The 19,493-nt window shown below is 72.9% G+C and carries 20 protein-coding genes and 1 riboswitch; of the genes, 5 read left to right on the top strand and 15 right to left on the bottom strand.

Translation table 11 applies throughout. The annotated features are described in order from the left end of the window. Positions 1 to 19: 19 nt before the first annotated feature. Both ACFYV5_RS10345 and ACFYV5_RS10340 read right to left on the bottom strand, forming a co-directional pair. Entirely contained in the window at positions 20 to 1,417 is a 1,398-nt protein-coding gene (locus ACFYV5_RS10345; RefSeq protein WP_389166707.1) for an FAD-dependent oxidoreductase, read from the bottom strand. A gap of 24 nt (positions 1,418 to 1,441) precedes the next feature. After that, positions 1,442 to 1,819 (bottom strand): ArsR/SmtB family transcription factor, encoded by a 378-nt coding sequence (locus ACFYV5_RS10340; RefSeq protein WP_389166704.1) that lies wholly within the window; start codon positions 1,817 to 1,819, stop codon positions 1,442 to 1,444. Between the two features lie 109 nt (positions 1,820 to 1,928). Here ACFYV5_RS10340 and ACFYV5_RS10335 point away from each other — a divergent pair, with 109 nt between their 5' ends. Continuing rightward, positions 1,929 to 3,821 (top strand): heavy metal translocating P-type ATPase, encoded by a 1,893-nt coding sequence (locus tag ACFYV5_RS10335; protein WP_389166702.1) that lies wholly within the window; start codon positions 1,929 to 1,931, stop codon positions 3,819 to 3,821. Between the two features lie 50 nt (positions 3,822 to 3,871). Here the strand turns inward: ACFYV5_RS10335 and ACFYV5_RS10330 are convergent, their stop codons facing one another. The 10 genes from ACFYV5_RS10330 to dhaK form a co-directional block, all read right to left on the bottom strand. Further along, positions 3,872 to 4,057, bottom strand: coding sequence for a 50S ribosomal protein L32 (locus ACFYV5_RS10330; RefSeq protein ID WP_389166699.1), 186 nt, complete (start codon positions 4,055 to 4,057; stop codon positions 3,872 to 3,874). Further along, a complete protein-coding gene (locus tag ACFYV5_RS10325) occupies positions 4,021 to 4,554 on the bottom strand; it encodes a PadR family transcriptional regulator (protein ID WP_389166696.1) in 534 nt (177 codons plus the stop codon). Before ACFYV5_RS10325 ends, ACFYV5_RS10330 begins: the two co-directional genes overlap by 37 nt. Before the next feature lie 32 nt (positions 4,555 to 4,586). Then, positions 4,587 to 6,602, bottom strand: a complete 2,016-nt coding sequence (locus tag ACFYV5_RS10320; protein ID WP_389166693.1) for an FAD-dependent oxidoreductase — start codon at positions 6,600 to 6,602, stop codon at positions 4,587 to 4,589. Between the two features lie 175 nt (positions 6,603 to 6,777). Then, positions 6,778 to 7,626 carry an ATP-binding cassette domain-containing protein gene (locus tag ACFYV5_RS10315; protein WP_389166690.1) on the bottom strand — a complete coding sequence of 283 codons (849 nt, stop codon included), beginning with the start codon at positions 7,624 to 7,626 and terminating at the stop codon, positions 6,778 to 6,780. Beyond that, a complete protein-coding gene (cbiQ, locus tag ACFYV5_RS10310; protein WP_389166687.1) occupies positions 7,623 to 8,372 on the bottom strand; it encodes a cobalt ECF transporter T component CbiQ in 750 nt (249 codons plus the stop codon). The genes ACFYV5_RS10315 and cbiQ overlap by 4 nt, the downstream gene beginning before the upstream one ends. 6 nt (positions 8,373 to 8,378) lie before the next feature. Beyond that, positions 8,379 to 8,723: an energy-coupling factor ABC transporter substrate-binding protein gene (locus ACFYV5_RS10305; RefSeq protein ID WP_355116356.1), complete on the bottom strand. Its 345-nt coding sequence runs from the start codon at positions 8,721 to 8,723 to the stop codon at positions 8,379 to 8,381. After that, a complete protein-coding gene (locus tag ACFYV5_RS10300) occupies positions 8,723 to 9,421 on the bottom strand; it encodes an energy-coupling factor ABC transporter permease (protein ID WP_355116354.1) in 699 nt (232 codons plus the stop codon). The genes ACFYV5_RS10305 and ACFYV5_RS10300 overlap by 1 nt, the downstream gene beginning before the upstream one ends. A 27-nt stretch (positions 9,422 to 9,448) precedes the next feature. Continuing rightward, positions 9,449 to 9,645: riboswitch (cobalamin riboswitch) on the bottom strand. A 72-nt stretch (positions 9,646 to 9,717) separates the two neighbouring features. Beyond that, positions 9,718 to 10,122: a PTS-dependent dihydroxyacetone kinase phosphotransferase subunit DhaM gene (locus ACFYV5_RS10295; protein ID WP_389166685.1), complete on the bottom strand. Its 405-nt coding sequence runs from the start codon at positions 10,120 to 10,122 to the stop codon at positions 9,718 to 9,720. Beyond that, entirely contained in the window at positions 10,119 to 10,733 is a 615-nt protein-coding gene (gene dhaL, locus ACFYV5_RS10290) for a dihydroxyacetone kinase subunit DhaL (RefSeq protein ID WP_389166682.1), read from the bottom strand. The genes ACFYV5_RS10295 and dhaL overlap by 4 nt, the downstream gene beginning before the upstream one ends. Positions 10,734 to 10,738: 5 nt before the next feature. Continuing rightward, positions 10,739 to 11,731: a dihydroxyacetone kinase subunit DhaK gene (dhaK, locus tag ACFYV5_RS10285; protein ID WP_355116349.1), complete on the bottom strand. Its 993-nt coding sequence runs from the start codon at positions 11,729 to 11,731 to the stop codon at positions 10,739 to 10,741. Between the two features lie 246 nt (positions 11,732 to 11,977). On the opposite strand from dhaK, the gene ACFYV5_RS10280 reads away from it, so the two are divergent. Both ACFYV5_RS10280 and ACFYV5_RS10275 read left to right on the top strand, forming a co-directional pair. Beyond that, complete coding sequence (locus tag ACFYV5_RS10280; RefSeq protein ID WP_355116348.1) at positions 11,978 to 12,154, top strand: DUF6381 family protein; 177 nt, start codon at positions 11,978 to 11,980, stop codon at positions 12,152 to 12,154. A 185-nt stretch (positions 12,155 to 12,339) separates the two neighbouring features. After that, positions 12,340 to 12,534 (top strand): hypothetical protein, encoded by a 195-nt coding sequence (locus ACFYV5_RS10275; protein ID WP_355116346.1) that lies wholly within the window; start codon positions 12,340 to 12,342, stop codon positions 12,532 to 12,534. A gap of 98 nt (positions 12,535 to 12,632) precedes the next feature. Here the strand turns inward: ACFYV5_RS10275 and ACFYV5_RS10270 are convergent, their stop codons facing one another. Beyond that, the gene (locus tag ACFYV5_RS10270) at positions 12,633 to 13,529 is read right to left on the bottom strand and encodes a potassium channel family protein (RefSeq protein ID WP_389166678.1); all 897 of its coding nucleotides are present in this window, start codon (positions 13,527 to 13,529) and stop codon (positions 12,633 to 12,635) included. Between the two features lie 73 nt (positions 13,530 to 13,602). Further along, entirely contained in the window at positions 13,603 to 14,952 is a 1,350-nt protein-coding gene (locus ACFYV5_RS10265) for a nicotinate phosphoribosyltransferase (RefSeq protein ID WP_389166675.1), read from the bottom strand. Positions 14,953 to 15,169: 217 nt separating this feature from the next. Between ACFYV5_RS10265 and ACFYV5_RS10260 the strand changes: the two genes are divergently transcribed. Together ACFYV5_RS10260 and ACFYV5_RS10255 are read left to right on the top strand one after the other, a co-directional pair. Next, the gene (locus ACFYV5_RS10260; RefSeq protein ID WP_389166673.1) at positions 15,170 to 15,988 is read left to right on the top strand and encodes an HAD family hydrolase; all 819 of its coding nucleotides are present in this window, start codon (positions 15,170 to 15,172) and stop codon (positions 15,986 to 15,988) included. Then, entirely contained in the window at positions 15,985 to 18,378 is a 2,394-nt protein-coding gene (locus ACFYV5_RS10255) for a glycoside hydrolase family 65 protein (protein ID WP_389166670.1), read from the top strand. Before ACFYV5_RS10260 ends, ACFYV5_RS10255 begins: the two co-directional genes overlap by 4 nt. Before the next feature lie 97 nt (positions 18,379 to 18,475). On the opposite strand, the gene ACFYV5_RS10250 is transcribed toward ACFYV5_RS10255, so the two are convergent. After that, positions 18,476 to 19,393 carry a S1 family peptidase gene (locus ACFYV5_RS10250; protein ID WP_389166667.1) on the bottom strand — a complete coding sequence of 306 codons (918 nt, stop codon included), beginning with the start codon at positions 19,391 to 19,393 and terminating at the stop codon, positions 18,476 to 18,478. Positions 19,394 to 19,493 lie beyond the last annotated feature (100 nt).

The following is a 19,493-nucleotide window of genomic DNA, read 5'->3' as shown; positions in this document are numbered from 1 at the left end:
CGAGGACGGGTCCGCGACGTCATACCTCGCGTCGCATCGGCGGCTCGGCCGGCGTCTCCGGAACCGGACCGAACAGCACCGCACGGGCCACGGCGGGCGCGAACAACGAGGTCATCGGAGACGTCAGAGTCAGTACGGAACGGAATGCCGCACCCACCACCGGATCCCCGGCGTACCGCTGCTGCAGCCGGCTCAGGTACCAGCCCACGGGCTTGTCCACCGCGCGGGAGCCCATCGCGCTGCCGGTGGCGCCCGGCATCTTCTTGTCCGCGCCGGCCGAGATGTCCCAGGCCTGCTTCGAGGAGTCGAGCAGTGCTTTCTGCACCGCTCGGGTGCTCGGCGTGCGCTTCGGATCGGCCAGCGCCCGGCGCAGGGCGACGGCGTTCATCGCGGCGACCGCCATGCCCTGGCCGTAGATCGGGTTGAAGGCGCACAGCGCGTCGCCGGTGGCGAGGAAGCCGGCCGGCCGGCGTCCCGGACGGTCGTACCGGCGGCGGATGTTGGCGGTCTTGCGGAACCCGAAGACGGAGGACTCCGGCTCCGCCTTCGCCAGCCACTCGCCGATCAGCGGGTGCGGCAGCCGGTGCGCGTACTCCTCGAATCCGGCCTCGTCCGTGGGCGGCTCGTCGCCCCGCAGTCCGGACAGCGTCACCATGTACCGGCCTTCGCCGAGCGGCAACACCCCACCGCTGTAGACTTGTTCGGGATTGGGGATGATGTAGTACGCGAGCGCGTCCGAGGCGTCCGAGGTGCTGTCCCGCGGGCCGCGGTAGACGCGGGTGGAGTAGGCGAGCCCGGTGTCGATGGTCTCCTCGTGCGGCGCCTCCGCGCCGATCGCCGCCAGCCAGTCGGGGGCGCCCGTGCCGCGGCCGGAGGCGTCCACCACCAGGTCGGCCGCCAGGGGCCGGGCCTCCTTGGCGGCCCCCGCTCCGCGTTCGCGCAGCAGTACGCCCCGGACCCGCGAGGCGTCACCGATCAGGCCGACCGTCTCGGCCCCTTCGACGGTCCCGATCCGCGGATCGGCGAGAACACGTCGGCGCACCAGCCATTCGAGCTGTGCGCGGGAGCCCGTGGAGATGGTGGACGTGGCGGCCGTCCGGCGGAACCACTGACCGTTCTGCCACTGCACCATGTCCTCGGGCATGCCCACCCGAGGCGCACCGAGGCCTGCCAGTTCCTTCATGAACCCCGGCAACAACTCGTCCAGCGCCTGCTGTCCGCCCTCGATCAGCACATGCGTGTGCCGGGACTGCGGCACACCGGGCCGGGCCTCCGGCCCCTCGGGGAAGCGGTCGCGCTCGACGACCGTCACCCTCTCCGCGTGCTCGCTGAGCACTCGCGCCGCCAGCAGGCCCGCGAGACTCCCCCCGATGACCACCGCGTGACGTGTCCCGCGGTACCCCAACTCGTCGGCCATCCCCGCCCCTTCCCCGAAGTGGGTCTACGGCTGACCAGTATCCACTGTCTCGCGCGGTGCATCGCGCGTGCCGAGGCGCAGGTGCTCGATGTGATAGACGGCCTCGTCGAGGAGTTGGGCGACGTGGTTGTCGTAGAGGCTGTACTCGATCCGGCGCCCCTGCCGGACACCGGTGACCAGGCCCAGTGCGCGCAGCAGGCGCAGCTGGTGGGACACGGCGGACTGCTCCATCTCGACGGCGGAGGCGAGTTCGGTAACTCCGCAGGGACCCTGGCGCAGCTTGGTGAGGATCATCAGCCGTGAGGGCGTCGCGAGGGCCTGGAGGGTGGCGGCGATGGTGGCCGCGGACTCCGCGTCCAGGTGGGTTGCCGGGGTCGTCTCGCCGTTCGCTCCGTGTCCCATGCGTTCATCGTAGCGGCGGCGAGTACCTATGAATGAAGACCTCTTCATGTGTTCCGCTATGGTGGTGTCCGCTCACCCCGACGTCCCCTTTCGAAGAGGTGTACCCCCCATGGCTTCCCCGGTGCTCGAGGCCCGGACCGCGGCCTCCGCGGACGCGGCCCCGCCCCCCTCCCGGCGCGCCCGTCTTCGCGACCTGCCCGAGGTCCGCTGGGCCGCGCTGTCCGCCCTCGCGTTCCTCCTCGCCCTGCCGCTGGATCTGGCCGGCGCCCCCGCCTGGGCCTGGGGGCCGCTCTACGCCGTCTGCTACGCCGCCGGAGGCTGGGAGCCCGGCTGGGCCGGGCTCCAGGCGCTCCGCGAGAAGTCCCTCGACGTCGACCTGCTCATGGTGGTCGCCGCGATCGGCGCGGCGGCGATCGGCCAGTACCTCGACGGCGGCCTCCTGATCGTCATCTTCGCCGTCTCCGGCGCCCTGGAGGCGCTCGCCACCCGCCGCACCGCCGACTCCGTACGCGGCCTGCTGGACCTCGCGCCCGCGCGGGCCGTACGGCTGAGGGGCGGGGCCGAGGAGCCGGTGGACGTGGCCGATCTCCGGGTCGGCGACACCGTTCTCGTACGGCCGGGGGAGCGGCTGCCCGCCGACGGCACCGTGCTCGACGGCGCGAGCGACGTCGACCAGGCGACCATCACCGGCGAGTCGCTGCCCGCGGCCAAGACGCCCGGCGACGAGGTCTTCGCCGGCACCCTCAACGGCACGGGCGCCCTGCGCGTCCGCGTGGACAAGGACGCGGCCGACTCCGTCATCGCCCGGATCGTCGCCCTCGTCGAGGAGGCCAGCGCCACCAAGGCCCCCACCCAGCTCTTCATCGAGAAGATCGAGCAGCGCTACTCCGTCGGCGTCGTCGTCGCCACCCTGGCCCTCTTCGCGATCCCGCTCGCGCTCGGCGCCGACTTCACCAGCACGCTGCTCCGCGCCATGACCTTCATGATCGTGGCCTCGCCCTGCGCGGTCGTGCTCGCCACCATGCCGCCGCTGCTCTCCGCGATCGCCACCGCCGGACGCCACGGCGTCCTGGTCAAGTCCGCCGTCGTGATGGAGCGCCTGGGCGCGGTCGACCGGGTCGCGCTCGACAAGACCGGCACCCTGACCGAGGGCGCGCCGCGCGTGACCCGCGTCGACGGAGACCCGGAGGCGCTCGCCCTCGCCGCCGCGGCCGAGCTGCCCAGCGAACACCCGCTGGCCCGCGCGGTGGTGGCCGCCGCACGAGCCCGCGGACTCACCGTCCCCGAGGCGCACGACTTCGTCTCGGTGCCCGGCGAGGGCGTACGGGCCGTGGTCGAGGGCCGAGAGGTACGCGTCCGGCGCGCGGACGGCGAGCACGCCGACACCACCGTCGAGGTCGTCGTCGACGGCGAGCGGATCGCCGTGATCGAACTCGCCGACCGGCTCCGGGACGGCGCGCCCGAGGCGGTGGCCGCCCTCACCCGCCTCACCGGCACCACGCCCACCCTGCTGACCGGCGACAACGCCGGCGCGGCGGGCCGGGTCGCCGCGCAGACCGGCATCACCGACGTGCGGGCGGGCCTGCTGCCGCAGGACAAGGTCGCGGCCGTACGGGAGTGGGAGCAGGCCGGTTCCCGGGTCCTGGTGGTCGGCGACGGCGTCAACGACGCCCCCGCCCTGGCCGCCGCCCACACCGGCATCGCGATGGGCCGGGCCGGCTCCGACCTCGCCCTGGAGACCGCCGACGCGGTCGTCGTACGCGACGAACTGGCCACCGTCCCCGCGGTCGTGGCCCTCTCGCGCCGCGCCCGCCGGCTGGTGGTCCAGAACCTGGTGATCGCGGGCACCTGCATCGGCGCCCTGGTGATCTGGGACCTCGTCGGCCACCTCCCGCTGCCGCTCGGCGTCGCCGGCCATGAGGGTTCCACGGTCCTGGTGGGGCTCAACGGTCTGCGGCTGCTGCGCGAGGCGGCCTGGCGGAAGGCGACGGCCGGGGAGTGAGGGTCAGGCGGTCACGGCCGGGACGGGCGTCGCCGTGGCCGTTGTCGCGCTCAGCTCTCCGGGTGCGGCAGGCCGCGCTCGTACGCCTTGGCCAGGCGCTGCGGCACCCGGTAGACGACGCCGTCGACCGTGATCGGGACCAGCTGGGGCGTGGTCGCCTTCCACTGGGCGCGGCGGTGGCGGGTGCTGGAGCGGGTGGCTACCGCTCCAGCTCGCCCAGCGCCTGGGTCAGCCACTCCACCCAGAACCGCTCCAGGTCGATCCCGCCGCGCAGGACGAGATGCCGCAGCCGGTCCGGCTCGCTCTCCCGGCGGGCCGGCGGGAAGTCCCGGACCTCGATGGCCCGGTATTCCTCCAACTGCCGCTGGTGGAGGACGAGATGGCGCTCCAGCTCCGCCCGCATCCCGGGCGCCCCGACGACCGCCGCCGCCCGCATCCGGAGCAGCAGCGCCGCCCGCATCGGCTTGGGGTCCTCGCTCCTCGCCACCCACTCGCTCAGCTCGGCGCGGCCCGCGGGCAGGACCTCGTACTCCTTCTTCTGCCCACGGGCCGGCACCTGGGCGGGCAGGGCGCGGATGTGCCCCGCCTGCTCCAGCTTGCCCAGCTCGCGATAGATCTGCTGGTGCGTGGCCGACCAGAAGTAGCCGATCGACTTGTCGAAACGGCGCGTCAGCTCGAGCCCGGAGGACGGCTTCTCGAGCAGCGCGGTCAGGATCGCGTGCGGGAGGGACATGCCCGCATCCTAGGTTCGGGGCGGCGGAACGATCACAGGGCGGCCGCCAGACGCGTGCCCTGGTCGATGGCGCGCTTGGCGTCCAGCTCGGCGGCCACGTCGGCGCCGCCGATCAGGTGCGCCGTACGGCCCGCGGCGATCAGCTCCTCGTACAGCCCGCGCCGCGGCTCCTGGCCGGTGCACAGGACGATCGTGTCGACCGGGACGGTCTGCGGCTCGCCGTCGAGGGTGATGTGCAGGCCCTCGTCGTCGATCCGCTCGTAGGAGGCTCCCGCCACCATCGTGACGCCGCGGTGCTTCATCTCGGCGCGGTGGATCCAGCCGGTGGTCTTGCCGAGGCCCGCGCCGACCTTGGTGGTCTTGCGCTGGAGCAGGTGGACCTGGCGCGGCGGCTTGGGCCGCTCAGGCGTGCGCAGCCCGCCGCGCGTCTCGTACGAGGTGTCGACGCCCCACTGGCGGAAGTAGGTCTCGGGGTCCTGGCTCGCGCCCTCGCCGCCGTCCGTGAGGAACTCGGCGACGTCGAAGCCGATGCCGCCGGCCCCGATGATCGCGACGCGCTCGCCGACGGGCGCCCCGTCGCGCAGGACGTCGAGGTAGGTGACGACGCTGGGGTGGTCGACGCCCTCGATCTCGGGGGTGCGCGGGGTGACGCCGGTGGCGACGACGACCTCGTCGTACTCCGCGAGCAGCTCGGTGGTGGCGGTGGTGTTCAGCCGGACGTCCACGCCCCGGGCGTCGAGCTGGGTGCGGAAGTAGCGCAGCGTCTCGTCGAACTCCTCCTTGCCCGGCACCCGCTTGGCGATGTTCAACTGGCCGCCGATCTCGCCCGCGGCGTCGAACAGGGTGACGGAGTGGCCGCGTTCGGCGGCGGAGACGGAGAAGGCGAGTCCGGCCGGGCCCGCGCCGACGACGGCGATCCGCTTGGCGAGACGGGTGGGGGAGAGGACCAGTTCGGTCTCGTGGCAGGCGCGCGGGTTCACCAGGCAGGAGGTGATCTTCAGGCTGAAGGTGTGGTCCAGGCACGCCTGGTTGCAGCCGATGCAGGTGTTGATGGTGTCGGCGCGGTCCGCGGCGGCCTTGGCGACGAACTCCGGGTCGGCCAGGAAGGGGCGGGCCATGGAGACGATGTCCGCGCGGCCCTCGGCGAGGATCTGCTCGGCGACCTCGGGGGTGTTGATGCGGTTGCTGGTGACGAGGGGGATGGTCACCGCGCCCATCAGCTTCTTGGTCACCCAGGTGTAGGCACCCCGGGGCACCGAGGTCGCGATGGTCGGGATGCGGGCCTCGTGCCAGCCGATGCCGGTGTTGATGATGGTCGCGCCGGCGGACTCGATCTCCTTGGCGAGCGCGACGACCTCCTCCAGCGTCGAACCGCCCGGGACGAGGTCGAGCATGGAGAGGCGGTAGACGAGGATGAAGTCCTCGCCGACCCGCTCGCGGATGCGCCGGACGATCTCCAGCGGGAAGCGGACCCGGTTCTCGTACGAGCCGCCCCAGCGGTCGGTGCGGTGGTTGGTGGCGGCAGCGATGAACTCGTTGATCAGGTAGCCCTCGGAGCCCATGATCTCCACGCCGTCGTATCCGGCGGCCTTGGCGAGCTCGGCGCAGCGGACGTAGTCCTCGACGGTCTGCTCGACCTCGGCGTCGGTGAGCTCGTTGGGGGCGAAGGGGCTGATCGGCGCCTGGATCGGGCTGGGGGCGACGAGCGCGGGGTGGTAGGCGTACCGGCCGAAGTGCAGGATCTGCATCGCGATCCGTCCGCCCTCGGCGTGCACGGCGTCGGTGATGACCCGGTGCTCGGCCACCTCCTCGTCGGTGGTGAGCTTGGCGCCGCCGTCCCAGGGGCGGCCGGCCTCGTTCGGGGCGATGCCGCCGGTCACGATCAGTCCGACGCCACCGCGGGCGCGCTCCGCGTAGAACGCTGCCATCCGCTCGAAGCCGTTCTCCGCCTCTTCGAGGCCGACGTGCATGGAACCCATCAGTACCCGGTTGGGCAGGGTGGTGAACCCGAGGTCGAGCGGGCTCAGCAGGTGCGGGTACGGGGTCATGGGGGGCGCCTCCTCGCGCAGTGTCGTCAGGACTGTTGTAGACGACCCGAGGGAGCTTGTGCAACAAGTTGCATAAGGCGGAGGGCGTGATCTGCGCGACGTTGCGCGGCGGCGTGGCGTACGACGGCCCCCTCGCGGGTGTCCGCCAGGGGGCCGTCGTGGGGTGGTGGGTGTCTCATGCGCTGCGGGGCGCCGTGACCCAGGTGTCCAGGTCCTCCGCCGTGCGCGGGCCCTCCGCGTCGGCCCCGAGCAGGCCGTGGGCTCGGAGCAGGCGCGTCACCGCCATCCCCCAGGGGCGGCGCAGCCGTGCCGCGTCGAGGAGCGCGTCGTCCGCCAGCAGCTCCTCGATCGGGCCCGTCCGCAGTCCCTCGGGCGTGAGCACCGCCGCCTCGTCCGCCCACCGCAGGGCCAGATCGACGTCGTGGGTCGCCATCACCACCGTGGTGCCCGACTCCCGCAGCCGCGCCAGCGCGCCGAGCAGCCGCTCCTGCCCGTGCGGATCCAGGCCCGCCGTCGGCTCGTCCATGACGAGCACCCGCGGCCGCATGGCCATGGCGCCCGCGATCGCGGCCCGCTTGCGCTGCCCGTACGAGAGCAGATGCGTCGGCCGGTTCTCCAGGGCCACGATGTCCAGCGCCTCCAGCGCCTCGCGCACCCGGAGCCGTACCTCCTCCTCCGGAAGCCCCAGGTTCATCGGCCCGAACGACACGTCCTGTCCGACCGAGGCGGCGAAGAGCTGGTCGTCCGGGTCCTGGACGACCAGCTGCACGGTCGTCCGCAGCCGGGTCAGCCCCTTCCGGTCGTACGACACCTCCTCCCCGTCCAGCCGGAGGGCGCCGCCGGCACAGCGCAGGCCCCCGCTCAGCAGCCGCAGCAGCGTCGTCTTGCCGCCGCCGTTGCGGCCGAGGAGAGCCAGCGCCCGGCCTTCCGGTACGGCGAAGTCGATGCCGTCGAGGACGACCGGCCCGTCCTCGTAGGCGAACGTGGCCTTCACCAGTTCCACGACAGGCGGTGCAGGACTCACGGCAGGGACCTTTCCAGTACGAGAGTGAGGGCGACGAGACCGGCCAGCAGACCGGCCGTCGACGCGAGGAACCGGACCGAGATCGCGGCCTGGGGCACAAGGACCCGCAAGGTCCCGTCGTACCCCCGCCCGGCGAGCCCCGTCTGCAGCCGCTGCGCCCGGTCGAAGGCGCGGACGAACGCCGTCGCGGCGAGCCCGGCGAGCGAGCGCCAGACCGCCGCCCGGGTGGTCAGCCCGAGCCGGGCCGCCTGGGCCTGCCGGATCTTGGACATCGCGTCAAGGAGAAGGAAGCTGATCCGGTACATCACCAGCGCCACGTCCACCACGGGCGCCGGCACCCCCGCCCGTACCAGCCGCGGCAGCACGTCCGAGACGGGCGTGGTGAACGCGAACAGCAGCACGCCCAGGGACGCGGCCGAGGTCCGCAGCAGCAACTCACCCGCGTGGACCGGGCCGTCCGGCGCGAGGGCGACAAGGCCCCGCGCCCCGCCCACCTCGAACAGCAACGGGACCGCCCCCGTCACGCAGAAGCCCAGCGGAATGCGGAACGCGCGCCACAGCTGACGTCCCGGCACCCCGGCCGGCCCGAGGAGCACCGAGAGCGTGGCCGCCGCCACCAGCACGGCACCCGGCCAGGGCGGCAGGCAGACCGCGCACAGCGTCAGACCGAAGCCGAGCACGGCCTTCTCGCAGGGGTGACGGCGGCGCCAGCGACTGCTGTGCGCCGCCGCGTCGATCGGCAGCATCGGCGCTTACTCGTCGCCGGTGGTGACCAGCGGTTCCTTCGCCGCCACGGCGCGCGCCTCACCCTGCCTGCGACCGCGCCGCAGCCCGAAGTAGTACGCGAGCACGCCGGCGCCGAGCGCCGCCTGGAGCGAGAACAGCGCCGACTCGACCTCGCCGGACGGCGGCTCGTACAGCGGGCTGAACCACGGCTCGTAGTCGGGAGCGATCTCTGTGATCGCCGTCTCCGCCTCGGCGTCGGCCCCGGTGAACGGCTCCTCCTTGTGGTCGCCGAGCCCCAGCACCAGCGGGAGCACCGCGAGCGCCGCGACGACGAGCAGGAGCAGGGTGTTGATCTTGGCGTTCCGGCTCATCAGGCGCTCGCCTCCGCGTTCTCGTTCTTCTTCCGGGACGGCAGCAGGACCCCGAGCCGGGTCAGGTCCGCCTTGCTGGACTGGGCGAGCAGCCGCATCACGAGAACCGTGAGCAGCCCCTCGCTGACGGCGAGCGGCAGCTGCGTCACGGCGAAGATCCCGCCGAACTTGGCCAGCGCCCCGAGCACACCGCTGCCCGGGTCCGGGAAGGCCAGCGCGAGCTGGACGCTGGTGACGCAGTACGTGGACAGATCGGCGACGAACGCCCCGAAGAACACGCTCACCATGAGCGGCACGTCGAACCGGCGCAGCAGCCAGTACGTGCCGAAGCCCGCCCACGGCCCGACGATCGCCATCGAGAAGACGTTGGCGCCGAGCGTCGTGAGCCCGCCGTGGGCGAGCAGAAGCGCCTGGAAGAGGAGCGTGATGGTGCCCAGGACCGCCATCACGGGTGGCCGGAACAGGATCGCGCCCAGACCCGTACCGGTGGGGTGGGAGCAACTGCCCGTCACCGACGGAATCTTGAGCGCGGACAGGACGAAGGTGAACGCGCCCGCCGCACCGAGCAGCAGGGTCGACTCGGGGTTGGACCTGACCTCACGGGTCAGCGCGCGGACACCGTGGACGACGAACGGAGCGGACGCGACGCCCCAGGCGGCCGCGTGCACAGGGGGCAGATACCCCTCGGCTATATGCATGGTTGGGAGACCTCTCCAGCACCTCGTGGATGGACAACGCACCTTGGCCGGTCTCCTGGCTGACGGGTCATGCCGCCGCGGCTCCGCCTTCCCACACCGCCGCGGTCTCCCGCGGCGGTCCAGTGGCTTCCCCGGAGGGATGGAGCCGGACTTCCCGATCACAGTGGCGAGGGCCGCACCGGTACCGCACCGGTTTCCCGTACACCAAGGCGCTGTGACATTAGTGGGTTGACCAGCTACATCACAACACGGATGCCCCTCCGGACGGTGTGTGACGGATCTCGCGCGCCCCCTGCTCACCCCTTCCGGTACGCGTAGGCCTCCGACGCGGCGGCCACCACCGCCTCCAGATCCCCGCCGGCACTCGCCGTGACGAGGGCGGCGACGGCGCCCTCGACGAACGGGGCGTCCACGAGCCGTGCGCCCTCCGGAAGCTCGTCCCCCTCGGCGAGGAGCGCCTTGACCGTCAGCACGGCGGACCCCAGATCGACCAGCAACGCCACTCCGGCACCCCGGTCGACCTCGCGTGCCGCCTCGACGATCAGCTCGGAGCTGGTGCCGAGACCGCCGTCGGGTGTGCCGCCCGCGGGCGCGATCGGCGCGATCGCCCCGCCACCGGCGAGACCCTGGGCCAGCGCGGCGACGGCGGCGGCCACGGCCGCGCTGTGCGAGACCAGCACGATGCCCACCTGTGCGCTCACGCGTCCGCCACCTCCGCGAGGGCGGCGATCAGCAGCGCGGACGAGGTGGCCCCGGGGTCCTGGTGCCCGACGGAACGCTCGCCCAGGTAGCTCGCCCTGCCCTTCCGGGCGCGCAGGGGTACGGTCGCGAGCGCACCCCGCTCGGCCGCGTCCCGGGCCGCCGCGAACGACTCGCCGAGCCCCTCGGCCGCCGGGACGAGCGCGTCCAGCATGGTCTTGTCCCCGACCGCGGCACCGCCGAGTTGGCCGACCGCGGCGACTCCGGCGGTGAGCGCCGCCGCCAACTCCGGCAGCGTCACCGCCGGGGCCTCGCCGAGGCTCTTCCCGGTACGGCGCAGCAGCGTCCCGTACAGCGGCCCGGAGGCCCCGCCGACGGTGGAGATCAACTGCCGCCCGGCCGTGACGAGCACCGCCCCCGGAGTCCCCGGAGCCTCCTTCTCCAGTACGTCCGTCACGGCGGCGAACCCCCGCTTCAGGTTGGCCCCGTGGTCGGCATCCCCGATCGCCGAGTCGAGTTCGGTGAGCCGGTCGGCCTCACGGTCGACGGCGGCAGCGGCCGTGGCCAGCCAGCGACGGAAGAACGCGGCGTCCAGTGCGGTCACTTCGGGCACTCCTCTCACCGGCCCCAGCGCAGGGCAGGAGTCTGTACGGGCGCGTCCCACAGTCGCAGCATCTCCTCGTCGGCCTCGCACAGCGTCACCGAACAGCCCGCCATGTCCAGCGAGGTGACGTAGTTCCCGACCAGGGTCCGGGCGACGGGCACCCTCCGCTCGGTCAGGACCCGCTGGACCTCGGCGTTGAATCCGTACAGTTCGAGCAGCGGAGTGGCGCCCATGCCGTTCACCAGGGCGAGGACCGGCCCGGACGGCCGCAGATCCTCCAGTACGGCATCGACGGCGAAGTCCGCGATCTCCCGCGAGGTCATCATCGACCGCCGCTCACGCCCCGGCTCGCCGTGGATCCCGATGCCCAGCTCCAGCTCGCCCGCGGGCAGTTCGAAGGTCGGGCTCCCCTTGGCGGGCGTGGTGCAGGCGCTCAGGGCCACACCGAAGCTCCGCGAGCGCTCGTTCACCCGCCGCGCGATCGACTCGACCCGCTCCAGCGGCGCGCCCTCCTCGGCGGCGGCCCCGGCGATCTTCTCCACGAACAGCGTGGCCCCGGTCCCGCGACGCCCGGCCGTGTACAGACTGTCCGTCACCGCCACGTCGTCGTCGACGAGCACCTTGGCGATCTGGACGCCCTCGTCCTCGGCGAGCTCGGCGGCCATCTCGAAGTTCAGGACGTCACCGGTGTAGTTCTTGACGACGAACAGCACCCCGGCCCCGCTGTCGACCGCCGCGGCGGCCCGCACCATCTGATCGGGTACCGGCGAGGTGAACACCTCGCCCGGACAGGCCGCCGTCAGCATCCCGGGCCCCACGAACCCCCCGTGCAACGGCTCATGCCCCGAACCACCCCCGGACACCAGCCCCACCTTGCCGGCGACGGGCGCGTCACGCCGGAGCACGACGCGGTGCTCGACATCGACGGTGAGCTCGGGATGCGCGGCGGCCATGCCGCGCAGCGCGTCGGCGACGACGGTCTCCGGAACGTTGATCAGCATCCTCATGGATACCTCCTGATGAGATGAGCAGGGGAGTAGCCGAGCGGTCTTCACAGGTCGTTCGGGACGCGTGAACGAGCGTTGAGAATGCGCGTCACGGCGCAATTATCGGCGCGAGATCACCACCGCGCACCGGTGCGTCACAGGTCGCCGCGCCGACTCAGGATGTCACGTTCCGTGACTGTTCGGAGTGCGATGTCCGAGGGGCTCTGTTTGGCTGGAGGCGCTCTAGCCGTTCACAAAGGAGTGATCATGAGCATTGCCGATCAGGCTCAGCAGATGCGCCGCAAGGCGCAGGAGATGGAACAGGCCGCCGAGCGCGCCAACGACCCGCAGGAGCGCCAGCGCCTGCAGGAGAGGGCGCGTCAGCTGCGGGAGAAGATCCAGCAGCAGGAGGTCAAGCCCGGGCGTCCTGAGCCCATGCGCTGATTCCGGCTGTGCGCACGCCCCGGCCGGCGGCCGATCGCTCACCCTTCCGTGAGGTGATCGAGCCGCCGGCCGGTGGCATGCCACCCGCACCCATGACGGTGAGGATGCGGCCTGCGACAGCCGTCGGCCTCTGCCGTACGGCGCTCGGGTAGCGGACCCGTGCCCGGCGACGTAGACCTGAGGGCATGAGCGAGGAAGAGTCGTCGTGGCATCCGGGACAGATCGTGCCGGCCAGCGGAATCTATGAGTGTGACTGCGGTGGGGAGCACCACTGGAGCACCGATGTGAAGGGGCATCGGTTCCCGCCGATGCCCAGCGGCTGCGCGGGCGAGTACTGGACGCTGCAGACCCAGGCGCACCCTGAGGACTACCTCGGATGAACCGGACCTGGCCGGCTCGGTGTCCTGGTCGTGGTCGGTGGCGTTGACGTCGATGTGCAGCGGAAGCTTCCACCCGGAACAGAGCGGGGGCTCCTGACTCAGGGGCGGCGGCCGTCCGGCCTCCTGCCCGCCGGACGCCCGTGGTCGGCGGCATACGCCGCGAAGACGCGGTCCGGGCTCTCTCCCGTGCGCAGAAAGCGGCCGTCGATCACGGCGGCCAGGTCCTCCAGCGCCGTGCGCAGCACCGACGCGGACAGCCGTACGTCCGGGTGGCGCGCCTCCGTCGCCTCGTCGGCCAGGCCGGACGCGTGACCCAGCTGCTCGGACAGGGAGGTGTCCTCGTCGCCGTCGTAGAAGTAGTAGGACTCGGCGTACTGCATGAAGTCGACCGTGACGACCGCGAGAGCCGAGGCCAGACCGTCCAGGAGAGCGGCGCCCCCGTCGGAGTCGAGGGCCCGGGGGGTGGCCCGGCTGCGACGGAGGTGGGACAGCCGCAGAGCCAGTGCCCTGCGACGGGCCAGTGCCGGGTAGATGCCGAGGATCCAGGCCACCGTCGCCGAGAGCAGGACGAAGCCCACCAGGGCCTCCATCGGGGCGAGCACGCGCAGCCAGCCCGAGGCCGGCGCGATGTCTCCCAGGCCGAGGGTGGAGAGGTTGACCAGGGAGATGTAGAGCGCGTCCAGGGGGCCCGCGTGCTCGGAGGGGTCGAGCCCCGTCGCGTACGAGAAGTTCTCCGGCATATGGGGCCAGTAGACGAGCGCCCAGCCGACGGCCACCGTCACCGCCCAGGCGGCGACGACCAGCGCCATGCCCAGCGGGCCCGCGATACCGGCCGGCCGCCATCGCCCCCCGAAGCGCGCGGAGAGCCGCCACATCGACGTCATCACCAGTCTGCTCAGACCTCCGTGACGGGTCGGGTGCCAGAGCGTGTGGAACACGTCCCGCAGGATGTACAGGACCAGGGCAGCGCCCGCGAGCGTCGGAAGCCACGTCATTCCGGCAGTCTTCCCGCTGTTACCCGGTGGATTCGCGCGCCCCACCGCCGCCCCTCCAGGTTCCGCTCGTTTCCTACGTTCCACTCGGCGTCCGCGCCTGGAGGCGGTGGCGCACGATGGTGGTCAGGGCCGCCAGGCGCGTCGACACCACGGGGACCGGGGCCACCGGGTCCTCGACGCGCCGGGCCGACTGCGGCAGCTCCGCGACGTCGGCCTCGAAGCGGGCGCGGGCGGCGTCGAGGGTGTCGGGCGGTTCCGTGCGCAGGCCGCCGCGCATCATCGTGCGCAGCAACGGCTCCGTGCCCTCGGGCGGTTCCTCGTTCGCCAGGCCGATGACGTCGCGCAGATCGGGTCCGCGGAAGATCTGCTTCGGGGCCGGTGCCGTCGCCTTCACCGTCGTGGACGACAGCCTCATGACCGGTCTCCCGTCGTACTCGACGAGCTCGTACGTCGCGTCGAGGTACGGGGCGTCCCCGGCCCCGCCGGCGTTCGCGTCCATCGCGTCCATCGCGAAGACGTCGATCGGTGCCCCGTCCCGTACGAGCGCGGCGACGGCGTACTCGTCGAGTCCGCCGCCCGCGACGATCCGGACGTCCCGCAGTCCGGCGGCGTCCAGCGTGGCGCGGGCCCGGTGGGCGAGCGCGTCCAGGTCCCCGCCGCCGAGGCGGATCGCGCATCCCGGACCGCGCCCCAGGTCACCCAGCACCCGCGCGGCCGTCGCGACCCCCCGATCGGTGTCGTACGTGTCGACCGGGAAGGTGACCGGGCCGGGGTGGGCGCGGGCGTAGGCCCGGAAGGCGTCCTCCTCGGAGGGGAAGGACTGGACGTACGCGTGGGCCATGCCCCCGGAGGCGGGGATGCCGTACCGGTTCGCGGCGGCGATGTCGCCGGTGCCGGCGAAGCCCACCACCGCGCACAGCCGCGCCGCGTGCAGGGCGGCCGCCGGCCCCTGGCTCCGGCGGAGCGAGAGGTCCAGGAGCGGCCGGCCGCGGGCGGCGAGCACGCACCGCGCCGCCTTCGTGGCGACGGCCGTCTGGTGACAGAGGAGGGACAGCAGGGACGTCGCCACGAGCTGGGCCTGGGGGAGCGGTGCGGTGACCTCCAGGAGAGGCTCACCGGCGAGGACGAGCCGCCCTTCGGGGACGGCGCGGACCTGGCCGTCGAAGGACAGGCCGTGCAGCGGTTCGAGCTCCTCGGCGGGGCGCCGCAGGGCCTGCGCGAACTCCTGGACGTCCGACCGTCCCAGCCGGAACCGGGAGAGGTGGTCGAGGGCGGGTTCGAGTCCGGCCGCGACGAGGAACCCGCGGCCCGGAGGAAGGTCGCGGACGAAGAGACTGAAGGTGGCCGGTGCGCGCATGTCCTCCCGCAGGTACGAGAGCGCCATGGTGACCTCGCGGAGGTCGGTGGCCGTCACCTGGGACATGTTTCGAGCATGCGCGGCGGAGCGACGTCCCGCACGGGGACGGCCGCGCACGCCCGCGTCCCCCGCGATCCCAGTTGCGGCTTCCCCGGTTCGCGAAACCCTGGAAGAGACATCGAGGAGAAGGCCGCAGCCATGAAGGCACTCGTGTTCCCGACAGAGCTCGCGCCGGCCGGCCCCCGGACACGGCCGTGCGCGTCCCCGGCACACCGGTGATCCGATGAACGGTCCAGGCCGGAGCGATCGGGGCGCGCACGGCGGAGGCGCGCGGGGTCGAGGCCCCCGCTCCGGGCCGCCGCACGGCGTCGTCCTCGACACCGACGGCGTCCTGCTCGATTCCGCCGTCGTGCACGCGGCGGCATGGAAGATCGCGTTCGACGCCTGCCTCGACACGCCGGCGCCCGACGGCGGGACACAGCCACCCTTCGACGCGGACGCCGAGTACCGCCGGCTCGTCGACGGCCGGTCCCGGTACGACGGCGCCGCCGCCTTCCTCGCCGCCCGCGGCCTTCGCCTCCCACCCGGAGACCCCCGCGACGCGCCCGGCCGCGGCACGGTCTGGGCCGTCGCGGCGCGCAAGGAACAGGCGTTCGGCGACGTGCTGCGCTCCGAGGGGGTGGCGGCCTTCGAGGACGCCCGGCCCGCGCTCGCCGCCCTGCGCGCGGCCCGCGTGCCCTGCGCGGCCGTGTCCGCGTCCCGGCACGCCCGGGCGCTGCTCCGGGCCGCGGGGCTCGACGCCCACCTGCCCGTGGTGGTGGACGGCGAGGACTCGGCCCGGCTCGGACTCGCGGGAAAGCCGGACCCCGCGCTCTTCCTCCACGCGGCCCGTCTCCTCGGCACCCGCCCCGAGGACACCGCCGTCGTCGAGGACGCGGTCGCCGGAATCGCCGCGGCGCGCCGCGGGCACTTCGGGCTCGTCGCCGGTCTCGACCGCACCCCGGACCGGCGCGCCACTCCCGGCCTGCGGGAGGAGGGCGCCGACACGGTGGTCACCGATCTCGTCGCGCTGGTGGAGCAGGTGTGGGGAGTGACCGTATGACCGACAGATGGAGCTGGGACTACGACGGCTACGACCCGGGACGGGAGCGGCTGCTCGAAGCCCTCTGCACCCTCGGCAACGGCAGATTCGCCACCCGTGGCTCGGCCCCCGAGTGCGCCGCCGACGCCGTGCACTACCCGGGGACGTACCTCGCCGGCTGCTACGACCGCCTCACCTCGCTCGTCGCGGGCGAGCGGGTCGAGAACGAGGAGCTCGTCAACCTCCCGAACTGGACCCTGCTGCGCTATCGGTGCCTGCCGGCCGACGGCCCGGCCGGGGACTGGCTGACCCCCGACTCAGCAGGGCTGCGCCACTACCGCGTCCACCTCGACCTGCGCGCCGGGGTGCTCACCCGCCGCATGCTCTTCCGGGACGATCGAGGCCGCCGCCTGCTCGTCCGCCACATCAGGATCGTCCACATGGGAGACGCCCGGCTGGCGGTGCAGCGGAGCATGTTCCGGGCGTACGGCTGGAGCGGCGCCGTCGAGGTCGAGTCCGTCCTCGACGGCGCCGTCGTCAACGCCGGAGTGGAGCGCTACCGCGATCTCGAGGGCCGCCATCTGACGGACCACCGGACCGGCTTCGGACCCGAGGGGGTCGCTGGGGTGTCCTGCCGTACGGCAGACCCGGGCGTCCACCTCGCGATGGCCGTCCGCACGGTCACCCGTCCCGTACGCGCCGCCCGGCAGACCGCCACCAGCACGGGCACCGTTCAGACGTACCGCCTGCCCCTCGGTCCCCGCCGCTCGGCGACCGTCGTGAAGACCCTGGCGCTGCACAGCTCGCTGGACCGGCCCGCCGGCGATCCGCTCACCGAGGCCGTCGACGCCGCCGCCCGCGCCCCGGCCTTCCCCGCCCTGCTCTCCGCCCACCGGTCCTCCTGGCAACGTCTCTGGGAGCAGGGCGAGTTGCACGTCCCCGGAGAGGCGGGCCACATCCTGCGCCTGCACCTCTTCCATCTTCTGCAGACGCTCTCGCCGCACACGGCCGAACTCGACGTCGGGGTCCCGGCCCGCGGCCTGCACGGCGAGGCGTATCGCGGCCACGTCTTCTGGGACGAGCTCTTCGTGCTCCCCTACCTGACCCTCCACTTCCCCGAGGTGGTCCGTGCCCTGCTCATGTACCGGCATCGCCGGCTTCCGGCAGCGCGCACGGCCGCGCGAGAAGCGGGTGGTCAAGGCGCCATGTTCCCCTGGCAGAGCGCCAGTTCGGGCCGGGAGGAGACCCAGGAGCTGCACCTCAACCCGCGCTCGGGCCGCTGGCTGGCCGATCACTCGCACCTCCAGCGCCATGTGGGCTCGGCGATCGCGCTGAACGTCTGGCGGTACGCGCAGGCCGCGGGGGACCAGGGTTTCCTCCACGGCGCCGGGGCGGAGCTCCTGCTGGAGGTCGCCCGCTACTGGGCCGGTGCCGCCACGTACGACGCCGAGCGTGACCGCTATCGGCTCCGGGGAGTCATGGGCCCCGATGAGTACCACGACGCCTATCCGGACGCCACGACCCCCGGCATCGACGACAACGCCTACACCAACGCGACCGCCGCCTGGGTCCTCGCCCGCGGCCTGGAGCTGCTGGCGGAACTGTCCGACGCCCGGCGTGCGGAACTGACGGAGAGGCTGTCGCTCGACGCCGGGGAACTGTCCCACTGGGAGGACGTCTCCCGCCGTCTGTACGTGCCGTTCCACCGGGGAGTGATCAGCCAGTTCGAGGGCTTCGGCGAGCTGGCGGAGCTGGAATGGGACCGGTACCGCGACCGGTACGGTGACATCCGCCGACTCGACCGGATCCTGGAGGCCGAGGGCGACACGGTCAACCGCTACCAGGCGTCGAAGCAGGCCGACACCCTCATGCTCGGCCACGTCTTCCGCCCGGCCGAGCTGTACGCCCTCTTCGGCCGGCTCGGGTACGCACTGGACGACGAGGTGTGGCGCGCGACCGTCGCGTACTACCTGCGGCGCACCAGTCACGGATCGACGCTCAGCAGCCTGGTCCACGGCTGGGTCCTGGCCCGTCAGCAGGGGACGGGCGCCTGGGAGTTCTGCCGGGAGGCCCTGCTCGCCGATGTGGCCGACGTCCAGGGCGGAACGACCGGCGAAGGCATCCACCTAGGCGCGATGGCGGGCACCCTCGACCTGGTCGAGCGCGGGATCACCGGCCTCGAAGCCGGACCGGAGGGCCTGCGCGTCGCTCCGGTGGCGCTGCGGGAGATCCCCAGGTTCGCGTTCACCCTCAGCTTCGGCGGCCATCAGGGCGTACGGCTGCGGATACTCCCCGGGCGGCTGGGCGTCCGGGTGCCGGCCTCGCCCGCAGGACCGCTCACCGTGGTGCTCCCCGGAGAACGGCGGGTCACCGTCGGCCCCGGTGAGGAGCACTGGTTCCGGCTCCGCTGAGGTCGCGGACGCCGGAGGCCGGCGGCCCCGGTGGGGACCGCCGGCCCGTGTGCCCGCGAGGTGGTGTCGCCGTGAGGCGGGTGGTGGATCGCCGGAGCTAGAAGACGCTCACGCCGTACGCGTTCAGGGCCTCCGTCACCGGCTGGAAGAACGTGGTGCCGCCGCTGGAGCAGTTGCCGCTGCCGCCGGAGGTGAGGCCGAGGGCCGTGCTGCCGGAGAACAGGGCGCCGCCGCTGTCACCGGGTTCGGCGCAGACGTTGGTCTGGATCATGCCGTAGACGATGTCGCCGTTGCCGTAGTTGACGGTCGCGTTGAGGCCCGTGACCGTTCCGCCGCGCAGGCCGGTGGTGCTGCCGCTGCGCTGCACCGACTGGCCCACGTAGGCGTTGCCCGCCGCGGTGATGTCGCGGTAGCTGCCGTTGTAGAGGGAGACCCGGCCGTCCGCCGCCGAGGCGTTGGAGTGGCGGATGATGCCGTAGTCGTTGTTCGGGAAGCTGGAACCGGCCCGCGTGCCGAGCACGGTGGTGTTCGACGAGTTGGTGTACCAGGTGCTGCCGATGTTGGTGCAGTGACCGGCCGTCAGGGCGTAGTACGTCGAGCCGCTGCGGACGTTGAATCCCAGCGAGCAGCGTCCGCCGCCCGCGTAGATGGCCTGACCGCCCGCGATCAGCTTGCTGAACGTGCCGGGGGTCCGCTTGATCTCCAGGGCGTCGGCGCGGTCGCCGGCCGCCTTCTTGATCTTGGCGATCTCGGCGGCGGAGACGGTGGAGTCGGCGGTGAGGACGATCTTCCCGGTCGCCTCGTCGGTGTACCACGCGGTACCGGGCACGTCGGCTCCGCGGACGGCCTCGCCGGCGACGGCGAGCTGGGCGGCGGTGGCCCGGCCGTCCTCGGCCGTCGCCGCGGACGAGGTGGGGGCGGCAAGCGCTGAGGCGGCGAGCAGCGCGGAGGCCACGGCGATCAGCCGTGCGCCCTTGGCGACGCCGCCGCGGGGTGACAGGCGCTTGAGGTTCACTACATCCTCCGGTGGGGGAGTGGGGGACCCGCTGGGTGGGCGGGTCCTCGAAACGGAGTCGTCGGGCCGGGACGGAGGGTTCTCCGCCATGCCCCTGTCA

The sequence above is a fragment of the Streptomyces sp. NPDC003035 genome, assembly GCF_042888285.1.
Lineage (GTDB): Bacteria > Actinomycetota > Actinomycetes > Streptomycetales > Streptomycetaceae > Streptomyces.
Note: the sequence above shows the minus strand (reverse complement) of the source record. Positions and strands in the feature narration are given on the sequence as shown.